Origin of the sequence: Streptomyces sp. NPDC091416, assembly GCF_044756845.1 — a bacterium.
Taxonomy (GTDB): Bacteria; Actinomycetota; Actinomycetes; order Streptomycetales; family Streptomycetaceae; genus Streptomyces.
In genome coordinates this window covers 41,508-53,476 of record NZ_JBIVTU010000012.1, presented here as the reverse complement: position 1 = coordinate 53,476, position 11,969 = coordinate 41,508, and the positions used below count along the sequence as shown (strand labels likewise).

The window sequence follows — 11,969 nt, the reverse complement described above, 5'->3', positions numbered from 1 at the left end:
GCGTCCGCCGGCCGGGTCTCAGCAGGCGCAGAGACAGAACGGGTGCCCCGCCGGATCGGCGTACACCCGGAAGGTCCGCTGCCGGTCCTCCGCGTCGAGCACGGTCGCCCCCAGCGCCAGCACCTGCTTCTCCGCCGCGTCCAGGTCCTCCACGGTCAGGTCCAGATGGAACTGCTGCGAGGCGTCCGGGCGCGGCCACCGCGGCGGTACGAAGCCGGGCGCGGCCTGGAAGGCGAGCGGCGCGCCGGTGACGCCGGCGAGGTCCACCCAGTCCTCCTGCTGCTCGACCTCTCCGCCGAGCAACTCGGCGTAGAAACCGGCCAGGGCGACGGGGTCCGGGCAGTCCAGGACGACGGCACCCAGTTTGGCGACGGCCATGACGTTTCCTCCTCGGGCAGTAGCGGGCATGCGGTTACCGGTAAAGCGGCCCAACCGGTCACCGTTACTGCATGCTCCCGCAGTGGAGGTAACGTCGCAACCATGAATGAGAGGGATTCCGCACCCGGTGGACTCGCGCTGGTCGAGGCCCTGGTCAACACCCTGAACGTCGAGACCGGCGCGGACGCCCTCGACACCGCCGCCGGGCGCGCCGCGCTCGCGATCACCGGGCCGGACGTCCCGGCGGCCCGCGACCTGCGCGAGGCCCTGCGCCGTGTCTGCCTCGTCCACGCCGGCCACGGCCCGCCCGCAGGCGCCTCGGTTCCGCTGCTCGACGGTCTGCTCGCGGACGCGCCCCTGCGCGTCACCGTGGACGCGCAGGGCGCCGCGTCGCTGTGTCCCGTGGAGGAGCCGCCCGGGCTGACCGCGCGGATCGCGGCGGCGATCGCCGCCGCGGCGGCCGACGGCACCTGGGTCCGGCTCAAGGTGTGCGAGGCGGCGGACTGCCGCTGGGCGTACTACGACCGCAGCCCGGCGGGGCGCCGCCGCTGGTGCTCGATGTCGGTCTGCGGCGCCCGCGCGAAGATGCGCACGTACCGCGCGAAGCGCGGCTGAGGCGCCGCGCCGGCCCTCGGGCGGGGCCGGGAAGCCCTCAGGCCTTCGGCCGTCCCATCGCCCGGTACGTCCACCCGGCGCCGCGCCACACCACCGGGTCCAGGGCGTTGCGCCCGTCCAGGATGATGCGGTGGCCGGCGGCCTCGCCCAGCGCCTCCGGGTCCAGCTCGCGGAACTCGCTCCACTCGGTGAGGTGCAGCACGACATCCGCGCCGCGCACCGCGTCCAGGGCGGTGTCCGCGTATCCCAGGGTGGGGAAGAGCCGCCGGGCGTTGTCCATGCCCTTCGGGTCGAAGACCGTGACCTGGCCGCCCTGGAGGTGGATCTGCCCGGCGACGTTCAGAGCGGGCGAGTCGCGTACGTCGTCCGAGTCCGGCTTGAACGTCGCGCCCAGCACGGCGACCCGCTTGCCGAGGAACGAGCCGCCGCCCACGGCCTCCCGGGCCAGCTCCACCATGTGACCGCGACGGCGCATGTTGATGGAGTCGACCTCGCGGAGGAAGGTCAGTGCCTGGTCGGCGCCCAGCTCACCGGCGCGCGCCATGAAGGCGCGGATGTCCTTGGGGAGGCAGCCGCCGCCGAAGCCGATGCCCGCCCGCAGGAACTTCTTCCCGATGCGCTCGTCGTGCCCGATCGCCTCGGCCAGCTTCACCACGTCGCCGTCGGCGGCCTCGCAGACCTCCGCCATGGCGTTGATGAACGAGATCTTGGTGGCGAGGAAGGAGTTGGCGGAGGTCTTCACCAGTTCGGCGGTCGGGAAGTCCGTCACCACGAACGGGGACCCTTCCGCGAGCGGCCCGGCGTACACCTCGCGCAGCAGCTTCTCGGCGCGCTCGCTCTCCACGCCGACGACGATCCGGTCCGGGTGCAGCGTGTCGTTGACGGCGAAGCCCTCGCGCAGGAACTCCGGGTTCCAGGCCAGCTCGGCACCCTCGCCCACGGGCGCGAGCTCGACGAGCCGGGCCGCGAGCCGGGCCGCGGAGCCGACCGGCACGGTGGACTTGCCGACGACCAGGGCGGGCCGGGTCAGCAGAGGCGCCAGCGAGTCGAAGGCGCTCTCGACATAGCTCATGTCGCACGCGTACTCGCCGTGCTTCTGCGGCGTATTGGTGCAGACGAAATGCACATCGCCGAATTCCGCGACCTCTTCCCAGGAGGTGGTGAACCGCAGGCGCCCGCTGGACCCGTCGATTCCCGCGACGTGCTTCTTCAGGATCTCTTCCAGCCCCGGCTCGTACATCGGGACCCGGCCGGCGGACAGCATCTCGATCTTCTCGGGCACGATGTCGAGCCCGAGGACCTCGAAGCCCAGTTCCGCCATGGCCGCGGCGTGGGTGGCGCCGAGATAGCCGGTGCCGATCACAGTGATCCTGAGGGCCATGTAGTGCTCCTGTGAGATGCGGACAGACGTGCGGTGAACGAGCATAGTCCTGCCTTTGAAACGTCCCATTCCGGCTGTCGTGAAGCTCACGGCCCCAGCACGTATGCCTGTGCCGGGGAAGGCGCCTAAAATTGGGTTACTTAACGGTAGTTAGCATCATGGGGAGTGAGCGTCTTGGCGGGTTCGACCGATTTCGACCTGTACCGTCCGGCCGAGGAGCACGACATGCTCCGTGAGACGGTGCGTGCGCTCGCCGAGGCGAAGATCGCCCCGTTCGCGGCAGCGGTCGACGAGGAGGCCCGCTTCCCGCAGGAGGCGCTGGACGCCCTCACCGCCGCCGACCTGCATGCGGTCCACGTCCCGGAGGAGTACGGCGGCGCCGGCGCCGACGCGCTCGCCACGGTCATCGTGATCGAGGAGGTGGCCCGCGCCTGCGTCTCCTCCTCCCTCATCCCCGCCGTGAACAAGCTCGGCTCGCTCCCGGTGATCCTGTCCGGCTCCGAGGACCTGAAGAAGAAGTACCTGGGCCCGCTCGCCAAGGGCGACGCGATGTTCTCGTACGCCCTCTCCGAGCCGGACGCCGGCTCCGACGCCGCCGGCATGAAGACCAGGGCCGTCCGAGACGGTGACTTCTGGGTCCTCAACGGCGTGAAGCGCTGGATCACCAACGCCGGCGTCTCCGAGTACTACACGGTCATGGCGGTCACCGACCCGACCAAGCGCTCCAAGGGCATCTCGGCCTTCGTCGTCGAGAAGTCGGACGAGGGCGTCTCCTTCGGCGCCCCGGAGAAGAAGCTCGGCATCAAGGGCTCGCCGACCCGCGAGGTCTACTTCGACAACGTCCGCATCCCCGCCGACCGCATGATCGGCGAGGAGGGCACCGGCTTCGCCACGGCGATGAAGACCCTGGACCACACCCGCATCACGATCGCGGCCCAGGCGCTCGGCGTCGCCCAGGGCGCCCTCGACTACGCCAAGGGCTACGTCCAGGAGCGCAAGCAGTTCGGCAAGCCGATCGGCGACTTCCAGGGCGTCCAGTTCATGCTGGCCGACATGGCCATGAAGCTGGAGGCGGCCCGCCAGCTCACCTACTCGGCCGCCGCCAAGTCCGAGCGCCTCGACGGCGACCTCACGTTCTTCGGCGCCGCGGCCAAGTGCTTCGCCTCCGACGTCGCGATGGAGATCACCACGGACGCGGTCCAGCTGCTCGGCGGCTACGGCTACACGCGGGACTACCCGGTGGAGCGGATGATGCGCGACGCGAAGATCACCCAGATCTACGAGGGCACGAACCAGGTCCAGCGGATCGTGATGGCCCGCAACCTCCCGTAACGGCGTCGCGCGCCCGCGCACCCGTACGGCCCAGCGCCCCGCACCCGGACCGTTCCGGGTGCGGGGCGCGTCGCGTGCCGTCCGGGCCGTGGGCGGGGCGTGAGGCAGCGGCCGTCATCGCGTGCGGCCCGGACCGCCGCGCCGCGGGTCCACCGGCCGGCGGGGTGGCTTCTCCATCCTGGTCCACTCGATCCCGAAGCCGTACGCCCGGTCGATCTGCTCGTGGGGCGACGCCTCCGGACAGCCGGGGAACCAGCGGACCTCCCGGCGGACCCGGAAGCCGTCGGTGTCCGGGGTGACCAGGGCGATGGCGCAGGCGACCGACCCCGCGGGGGATTCGTCGAGCAGGATCCGGCGTCCCGCGTCGCCCGGCGCGGTGACCGTCACCGCCGCGCCGAGCCGGCGGAAGTCGGCGGCGCCCTCGTAGAGGTACACGAAGAACAGCAGCCGGTCGAAGAGCGCGCGGTGCTGCGGGTTCACCCGGAGCGTCTCGCCGTCGGACGACTCCCCCGTCCGGTCGTCCTGGTCGAGGGCGACGTACGGCCACGCGGTGAGCGAACCGTAGTCGTCGCCCAGCGCCTGCACCACCTGGACGCTCCCGTCCCTGAACGAGACGAGGCAGCACAGGTTCACATCGGCACCCGGACCCGGCAGCCAGTTGAGATTGGCCTGAAGTGCACCCCTTCCGCCGAACCGGCCGTCCGGCGCGGCCCGCGTCAGTTCGGCCGGACGCGCATCGCCGCCGGTCGCGGGCGTCCGTGTGGGAACGGTCCGGGAGACGCGGGCCGGTCCACCCAGCCGGATCACGCCACGCGGTCGGTCATCGGTACCCATGAGGCCCCCAGCGCCAGGTGTTCCGTCGGGAACGAGGGTCTGGATTGTAAGCCTGAGCCGATGGACCCTGCGGTACGCTCTGCGCCCACGGAGGTACTGCATGTGAGTACCGCCGTGCGGGGGGCGGGCGTTCTGTGATCGCTGGGGAGCGAACGGCGCGAAGTGGGGAGGCCCCCTGAGTTTCTCTCAGAGGGATGGGCATGTCCGTAAGCGCCTTGATGGACCGTCAGGATATTGCGCGGAAGATCCGAGAGCTCGCCTCCGAGCCCGGACTCACTCCCAGAAGATCCGAACTCACCGCACTCGCGGACGCGTTCACCGGCACGACGCAGGATCTCGACCCGTGGGCGGACCTGGACCTGCTGCACGCCTACGCCCGGCCGGAGAGCGTCGAGCCCGTGGGCGCGGGCACCGAGGAACACCGGGCGTGGTCCTGGCTGGAGGCGCTGCTCGGGGCGCTGGTCTTCGTGCCGCTCATGATGACGTGGTACGGCCTGACGCAGGCGTCCAGCGCCTACCAGGCCCTGACCGGCGCCGACCCGAAGGCCGCCTCCAGGCCCTTCCTGCAACTGTGGCAGTCCGGTTTCGAGGGCCATCTGACCGGTGCGTTCACCTTCGGGCACGTCGCGATGGGGGCGACGTCCGCGATCGCCCTGCTCTTCGCGCTCGTGCTGGTCCACGGCCTGCGCAAGTCCTCCGTCACCCGCCGCGAGGAGAGCGCCGAGCGCGACGCCGAGCAGCTCCGCAAGCGCCTCGTCCCGGTACTGACGCGAGCTCAGCTCGTGCTGAACACCCACCGGCTGTCGTCCCCCGTACGGTTCGCCGCCGAGCTCACCGAGGCGGCCGCCACGCTGACCCGTCTCGGCGATCGCGCGGCCGAGGCGCAGAAGCAACTCGCCTCCGCGGCGGTCGTGGTGGGCGGCGCGGTGGAGAAGGCCGAAGGACGCCTCGCCGGGATCGACAGCTCCGTACGTCCGTTGGAGGACGCGGCGGACCGTATCGCGGAGGCCGTCCGGGACGGCGGCAAGCAGGTCGAGTCCGCGGTGAGCGGCAGCGGTGCCATGGTCCGCAAGGCGCTGGAGGACGTCCGGGACGTCAGCGGCGCGGTGCGCGACGTGCTCGACTCGGCCGGCGACCGCGTCGAGGACTCGGTCAACACGCTGGCCGCGTCCCAGCGTTCGTTCACGACCGGCATCGAGGTGGCCTCCGACGTCTCCGCGCAGGTACTGACCAGGCTCGGCGATGTCGCCGAGGAGTCGGCCCGCGGCGTCGCGGCGTCGCAGGACGTCGTGCGCGGACTGGCGGACCAGGCCGGAGCGCTGCAGGAGGTGGCGGAGCGGTTCGGCGGACTCGTGGACGCGCTGCGGACCGTGCCGGCGCCGGCCGGCCGGCGGGACCGTCCACCGGTATGGCTGGAGAAGGAGCCCGAGCCCGAGGACGCCGTCCCGCCGCGCGGACCCGCACGATGAGGGCGCCCCGCTTCAACCCGCTGCACCTGGCGGGATGGCTGTTCGCCGACATGCTGCTCGTGCTCGCCCTCGTGGCGATGGGAGACCGCGGTGACCCGCTGGCCGCCGAAGCGGCGGCGAAGCCCGCGGCCTCCGCGTCGGGCAAGCCGAAACCCTCGGCGAAGCCGAAGCCCAAGGGCCCGCGCGCGGTACGGAACAAGCCGGTGACGGTCTCCATCGACGCGGCGCCGGGGGACCGGCAGCGCATCGAGCAGCGGCTGCGCGCCGCGACGGCCGCCTACCGGGGCCGTCAGGCCGCGTTCGTCCTCACCTTCGGACGCCACGCGGATCCGGGGGCCGGCGGAGCCTATGCCCACGAGGTCAACTCCCTCCTGGCGAAGGCGCGTCCGGACATGTTCAAGGGAGCCACCACGCGCGACTTCTGGAAGGGCGGGTCCTCCTCGGGCCACGCCGACATCGAGATCTACTTCTACACCTACTGACCGGCACCACCGGAGGTACGAGACCGTGCAGATCCTTCCGTTCTACCTGCTCTGCGACGAGTCGGGCTCGATGTCCGGCGGACCGATAGACGCCATCAACAACGCGCTTCCCGAGCTGCACCACGAGATCAGCACCAATCCGACGGTCGCCGACAAGACCCGGTTCTGCCTGATCGGGTTCTCGGACAACGCCACCGTGCTGCAGCCGCTCGTCGACCTGAGCGACATCGACCAGGTCCCGGCGCTGGCGGCCGGCGGCCTGACGTCGTACGGCGACGCCTTCCGCACCCTGCTGCGCTGCATCGAGGCCGACGTGGCCGCCCTCAAGGGCCAGGGGCACGAGGTCTACCGCCCGGTGGCCTTCTTCCTCTCCGACGGGATCCCCACCGACGACGGCTGGGAGCAGGCGCTCAAGGAACTGGAACTCTCCCGGTTCTGCCCGAAGATCATCGCCTTCGGCATCGGGGACGCCGAGGAGGCCACGATCGCCCAGGTGGCCAACTTCCGGGCGTTCATGCAGAAGGACGCGATGGTGTCACCGGCCCAGGCGCTGCGCGAGTTCGCCTCCAGTCTCACCCGTTCCATCGTGCGGTCGGCGAGCAGCATCTCCGTCGACGGCGGGTCCGGCTTCACGCTGGCGGTGGACGAGACGGTGCCGGGCTTCTCGACCGTGTCCCTCGACAAGCTCTGAGGACGGGATGATGCAGCAGCAGGGGATGGGCGGGGCGACGACCGGATCCGGCGAGCCCGGCGCAAGCGACGACCCGTTGCGGGACACGTGGAGTTCGGTCGAGGCGGTGGTGTCGACGGGGCACCAGCAGACACCGCAGCCGCCGCATCCGTCACAGTCACCGCATTCGCATCCGCCACTGTCACAGCAGCAGCTGCCCGGCCCGCTGCCGCCTCAGCAGCCCCAGCAGCCCCATGGTGCGGCTGCGGCTGCGGCTCCGGTGTCCGCCGCACCCGTCTCCCCGCGCCTTGCGGCCCCAGTGCCGGACCCCGTGCCGGAGGCCGTGGCGCCGAAAGCGCAGTCCGTTCCGCTGCTCGGGGACCCGCGGCACAGCGGGAAGCGGCCGCCGAGCTACGCCCCGGTCCCGCAAGGCCTGCGCAGCGCGGGCGAGGACCCGGCGGCGGCGACCCTGCCCGACATCGTGGTGGACGGCGCGGCCTACGGCCCGCTGGTCGTCAGGGCCGCGTCCGTGCGCGGGGACTCCCACCGCTATCTGGGCGAGCCCCGTCAGGACGCGCTGTGCGTCACCCGGATCGGCAGTCCGGACAGCGGGGAGCTGCTGCTGCTCGCGGTCGCCGACGGCGTCGGGTCGGCGGCCCGCTCCCATGTCGGTTCCAACGAGGTGTGCCGGCAGGCGGCCGTGTATCTGGACCGGGTGGCGGGCGACCTGCTCGACGCCCTGCGCGCCGAGGACCTGGCCGCCTTCACCGCGCGGGCGGACGAGGCGGTCGGCAGCATCGCCGTGCTCCTCGCCGATCTGGCCCATCGGGAGGGGCAGTTCCGGCCGGAGGCGTACGCGACCACGCTGCGGATCCTGCTGGTGCCGCTCGACCCCGCCGTCCGCACCCGCGGGTTCATGGCCGTGGGCGACGGCGGAACGGCGCTGCTGCGGAACGGGGCCTGGTATCTCGACGTCACGCAGGAGGAGGACCCGGAGGCGTCGGGGATGATCGACACCCGTACCGCCGCTTTGCCGCTCGCCCGTACCGCGGTCACGCGGCTGCTCGGTCCCGCGGCGCCGGGCGACGTCCTCGTGCTCAGCACGGACGGGCTGTCCACACCGCTGTCCGGGGACCAGGGCATGCGCGACTTCCTGAATGAGGCGTGGGGGACCGGCACGGTGCCGGGCCCCGCCGACTTCCTGTGGCAGAGCCAGTTCCGGGTCAAGTCGTACGACGACGACCGGAGCGTCGTCGTGCTGTGGGAGTGCCCCGCGTGAGCGTGCACGACGGCCTGGACGTCCCGTACGGCTCCCTGAAGGTGTTCGAGAAGGTCGGCGACGGCGGACAGGGAGAGGTCCACGCGATCGGCGGGCCCGGCGCGCTGCTCTACAAGAGCTACCGGGAACCGCGCAAGGTCGACGGTGCGGCTCTGGCCGCGCTCGTCTCGCTGCGGCAGGCCCTGGGCCCGGCCGACCGCGACCGGCTCGACCGCGAGGCGGCATGGCCGCTGTGCAGGGTGGTGGACGGGGCCGGGGCCATCGGCTTCCTCATGCACCGGGCGCCCGAGGCGATGACCTGGACGACGGCGAAGGGCGAGAGCAAGCTCGTCGAGCTCTCCTACGCCCTGAGGCCGCCCAAGGCCGCCTGGCAGGCGGTCCAGCAGCCCTCGCCGGCCGAACGGTACGCGCTGGCCGTGGCGTTGGTGACCCACTTCGAGTGGCTGCACGCACTGGGCCTGGTGATCGGCGACCTCTCCCAGGCCAACATCCTGTGGACCGTACGCCCTGCCCCCGCCGCCTACCTCCTGGACTGCGACGGCATCCGGCTCTCCGGGCGGCGCCCGGTGCTGGAACAGGCGGACACTCCCGACTGGCACGACCCGCTCGCCCCGCCGGGAACGGTCTCGGTCGACAGCGACCGCTACAAGGCGGCGCTGGTGATCGGCCGGGTGCTGGCCCAGGACGCCTATGTCTCGCCCGGGAAGCCGCTGGTCCCGGTGCCGGGTGTGCTGGACGACCGGCGGCAGGCGGCCGTCGGCCGGCTCTGGCAGCAGGCGAACGGACCCTGCGGTGCGCGTCCCGACATGGGGCAGTGGCGCACCGCGCTGGCCGGCCGCGAGGTGATCAGGCTGATCGCCGCCCGTCCGGCCCCGCGTCCGGCGATCGACCGCTCGAAGTTCGACGGCGAGCGCCGACGGGGCACGATCAACTTCCGGGACTGACGGGACGACGGGACCGGCAGGGCAGACGGGACCGAACGGAGCCGGGGGCGCGGACCGGTACACCCGCGACTGCGCACCCGCACCGCCTACGCGCCCTCGCGCCGCCGTACGAGCTCGGTGATCCAGACGGGCGCGAACGGTGACGTGCAGCCCGGGGACGTCGGGTAGTCCTTGAGGACCTCCAGCCGCTCGCCGATGCCGATCGCACGGGCGCGGTGCTCGGGGTGCTCGATCCCGATCTGGGCCAGGCAGTGGTTCATGGCCCACTGGAGGCGGTCCGGGGCGTCCTTCATCTCGGCCTCGATGACGGCGAGGAGTGCGTCGAGATCGAGGCCCTCGGGCTTCTTCGCCACGCGCTCGGTGGTCAGTGCCCAGCCCGCACCGGCGACCACCGGGTCCGGATCGGCGGACCAGGCGAGGCGCAGCTCCTCGGCGTGCGGGCTCTTCTTCACCACGTAGTTCACGAGCCAGTCGTGGACCTTGGGTGCCCGGGCCTCGCGCAGCATGGAGTCCAGCTCGTCACGGGTGAACACCTTCGGGCGGCAGATCAGGAGCGCCAGCAGCCGTGCGGCGGTGTCGCCCGTCGCCCAGAGTCCGACCGCGAGCTCCTGCTGCGTCTTCAGCCGCTTCGCGATCGCCCGCAGCTTGCCGAGGTTCACTCCGTGGTCGTCGCCGTGCCGCTCGTTGACCGCGCGCGCCTTCGGGTCGTCGAGCGCGGCGAGCTCGGCCCTTACCTCGTCCACTGTCGTCCCGGTCACCGGAGCCTCCCGTTCCTCCTCGCGTACGGGCTTCAGCGTACGGCCGTGCCCGGTGTGCCCGCCGTCAGGCGTAACGGGGCAGGTCGGTCGTCGCGATGGTCCACTCGGCGATGGTGACGTCCTCGCCGTAGACGAAGTCCTTGCGCGTGGCATAGCGAGGGCCCTGCGGCGTCGGGTGGATGTCGGACAGGACGGCCCCCGTACCCGAGCGCGGGTCGAAGACGGCGTAGACGGGGATGCCGAGCAGTGGATAGTCGCGCATCTTGCTCACCCAGTCGTTGTCCGGGTTCGACTGCGAGACGACCTCGACGGCGGCGATGAGTGTGCGGGGATCGAAGGATCCCTGCCCCTCCATGTCTGCCTCGGCGATCACCATGACGTCCGGGTGACGCAGGATGCCCGCCGGTTCCTCCTCGACGTCCGGAGTTCCCGTGTGCGCGACGATGTCGTCCGGCATGAGCTTCTCCAGGCGACGACTCACACGCGCCGTGGTCAGCTCGTGGGGACGCCCCGGGGCCATCATGTCGTGCACGATCCCTTCCTTGGTGATCTCAAGCTTTCCGGGAACGCTGTCCTGCATCTGCTCGACGATCTCGCGCATGGCCCGGTATCGGGCCGAGTCCCGCGGTGCATCGTCCGACGCGATGGCCATGGCGTGCGCTCCTCGTCTGTGCCCGGAGGCAAGGGGGGTCGTCACGTTCATGCTAGGCGGCCTGTCCGAGATCGGTCCGGCAGTCGCGGCAGTGTCCGGGGTGGGGGGCGCGGAAGGCTCGGTCGCAGGTGTCGCAGTTCTGGAGCGGGATGGTGAGGGGTTTACGGCGGGGTGGCGGGGTGAGGTCGGTGGTGCCGGGGAGTGGGGGTGGCAGGAGGGTGGTGATGCGGTGGCGGACGAACTTCGCGGGGTGTTTGACGGGGGTGGGGAGTTGGTCGGTGAGGGTGTGACGGATGGTGTCGGGGTGGATGTCGCGCTCCAGCCAGGCGGCGATGCCGGGGACCAGGGCCGGGATGTCCTCCTCCGCGAGGGTGAGTTGGGGTGCGTGGCGGCGGAGGTCGGTGAGGACGGCTTCGGCGGTTCGGAGGAGTTCCGGGGTGGGTGTGTGGGGCTGGGGGAGCGGCGGGGGCTGCTTCCTGGGGGCCGTGGGGGTCGGTACGTACGGGAGAGCGGCCGACGGCGGGGGCTTCGGGGCAGCGGGCGGGGGCGATGCCTCGACGTGGGGCGGGGGCGGGGCGGCTGCCTCGCGCCGCGGCGTGGGAGGTGGCGGCGCGGCGGGCACGGTCGGGGGTTTGGTGCGGCGTGGCCGGGGCCGTGGCGGTGCGGGGGCGGCCGGGGGTGCGGTGGTGCCTGGCTGGTTGTAGGAGATGGTGCGGGTGATGACGCGGCCGCTGGGGAGGCGTACGCGGCTGCGGTGGAGGTAGCCCTTGGCTTCGAGCTCGTGCAGGGCGGCGGTGATGCGGGCTTCGCTTTCGGGGAAGCGCTCCGTGAGGACCTTGATGCCGACTTTCGCCCCGGTGGGCAGGGACTGGATGTGGACGGCGAGCCCGATCGCGATGAGGGAGAGGCCGTCGTGCTGGGCGAGGTGGTTGCCGATGATCACGAAGCCGGAGTTGTGGCGGGTGTTGACGTGGAGGACGCCGGATGTCGGCGTGACGTCATGGCTGCCGGGGGAGCCGGGCTGGGCGCACGGGGGCGCGATAATCTGCGGGGTATCCATTGGGAAGGTCTCTGCTTCCTCGTGGTCAGGCCCCCGGTTGAGATTCTCAGTCTCGGCGGGGGCCGTCTCAGTTCTTGGGTTGTCGCGGCGAGCATATGCCAGCCAACCCGCCTCG

General features: G+C 71.7%; 13 protein-coding genes. 7 read left to right on the top strand and 6 right to left on the bottom strand.

Annotation, left to right across the window (positions count from 1 at the left end; all coding sequences use genetic code 11):
- Positions 1-18: 18 nt before the first annotated feature.
- A complete protein-coding gene (locus ACIQMX_RS30545; protein ID WP_363067535.1) occupies positions 19-378 on the bottom strand; it encodes a VOC family protein in 360 nt (119 codons plus the stop codon).
- Between the two features lie 102 nt (positions 379-480).
- Here ACIQMX_RS30545 and ACIQMX_RS30540 point away from each other — a divergent pair, with 102 nt between their 5' ends.
- Positions 481-993, top strand: a complete 513-nt coding sequence (locus ACIQMX_RS30540; RefSeq protein WP_363067537.1) for a CGNR zinc finger domain-containing protein — start codon at positions 481-483, stop codon at positions 991-993.
- A 37-nt stretch (positions 994-1,030) separates the two neighbouring features.
- Here the strand turns inward: ACIQMX_RS30540 and ACIQMX_RS30535 are convergent, their stop codons facing one another.
- Positions 1,031-2,374, bottom strand: a complete 1,344-nt coding sequence (locus ACIQMX_RS30535) for a UDP-glucose/GDP-mannose dehydrogenase family protein (protein ID WP_363067539.1) — start codon at positions 2,372-2,374, stop codon at positions 1,031-1,033.
- Between the two features lie 174 nt (positions 2,375-2,548).
- On the opposite strand from ACIQMX_RS30535, the gene ACIQMX_RS30530 reads away from it, so the two are divergent.
- The gene (locus ACIQMX_RS30530; protein WP_363067658.1) at positions 2,549-3,706 is read left to right on the top strand and encodes an acyl-CoA dehydrogenase family protein; all 1,158 of its coding nucleotides are present in this window, start codon (positions 2,549-2,551) and stop codon (positions 3,704-3,706) included.
- Between the two features lie 114 nt (positions 3,707-3,820).
- Here the strand turns inward: ACIQMX_RS30530 and ACIQMX_RS30525 are convergent, their stop codons facing one another.
- Complete coding sequence (locus tag ACIQMX_RS30525) at positions 3,821-4,540, bottom strand: tellurium resistance protein TerA (RefSeq protein WP_402482892.1); 720 nt, start codon at positions 4,538-4,540, stop codon at positions 3,821-3,823.
- Between the two features lie 200 nt (positions 4,541-4,740).
- Between ACIQMX_RS30525 and ACIQMX_RS30520 the strand changes: the two genes are divergently transcribed.
- The 5 genes from ACIQMX_RS30520 to ACIQMX_RS30500 are packed head-to-tail and all read left to right on the top strand — an operon-like array spanning position 4,741 to position 9,384.
- Entirely contained in the window at positions 4,741-6,009 is a 1,269-nt protein-coding gene (locus tag ACIQMX_RS30520; RefSeq protein WP_363067543.1) for a methyl-accepting chemotaxis protein, read from the top strand.
- The gene (locus ACIQMX_RS30515) at positions 6,006-6,491 is read left to right on the top strand and encodes a hypothetical protein (protein ID WP_363067545.1); all 486 of its coding nucleotides are present in this window, start codon (positions 6,006-6,008) and stop codon (positions 6,489-6,491) included. The genes ACIQMX_RS30520 and ACIQMX_RS30515 overlap by 4 nt, the downstream gene beginning before the upstream one ends.
- A 25-nt stretch (positions 6,492-6,516) precedes the next feature.
- On the top strand, positions 6,517-7,182 hold the full coding sequence (locus tag ACIQMX_RS30510; protein WP_363067547.1) for a VWA domain-containing protein: 666 nt from the start codon (positions 6,517-6,519) through the stop codon (positions 7,180-7,182).
- 7 nt (positions 7,183-7,189) lie between these two features.
- Positions 7,190-8,440, top strand: coding sequence for a protein phosphatase 2C domain-containing protein (locus ACIQMX_RS30505; protein WP_402482887.1), 1,251 nt, complete (start codon positions 7,190-7,192; stop codon positions 8,438-8,440).
- A complete protein-coding gene (locus tag ACIQMX_RS30500) occupies positions 8,437-9,384 on the top strand; it encodes a hypothetical protein (RefSeq protein ID WP_402482885.1) in 948 nt (315 codons plus the stop codon). Before ACIQMX_RS30505 ends, ACIQMX_RS30500 begins: the two co-directional genes overlap by 4 nt.
- An 86-nt stretch (positions 9,385-9,470) precedes the next feature.
- Here the strand turns inward: ACIQMX_RS30500 and ACIQMX_RS30495 are convergent, their stop codons facing one another.
- The 3 genes from ACIQMX_RS30495 to ACIQMX_RS30485 all read right to left on the bottom strand — a co-directional run bounded on the left by ACIQMX_RS30495 (position 9,471) and on the right by ACIQMX_RS30485 (position 11,854).
- Positions 9,471-10,142 carry a DNA alkylation repair protein gene (locus ACIQMX_RS30495; protein WP_402482882.1) on the bottom strand — a complete coding sequence of 224 codons (672 nt, stop codon included), beginning with the start codon at positions 10,140-10,142 and terminating at the stop codon, positions 9,471-9,473.
- Between the two features lie 64 nt (positions 10,143-10,206).
- Positions 10,207-10,794 (bottom strand): Uma2 family endonuclease, encoded by a 588-nt coding sequence (locus ACIQMX_RS30490; RefSeq protein WP_402482879.1) that lies wholly within the window; start codon positions 10,792-10,794, stop codon positions 10,207-10,209.
- A gap of 52 nt (positions 10,795-10,846) precedes the next feature.
- The gene (locus ACIQMX_RS30485) at positions 10,847-11,854 is read right to left on the bottom strand and encodes a helix-turn-helix domain-containing protein (RefSeq protein WP_402482877.1); all 1,008 of its coding nucleotides are present in this window, start codon (positions 11,852-11,854) and stop codon (positions 10,847-10,849) included.
- Positions 11,855-11,969 lie beyond the last annotated feature (115 nt).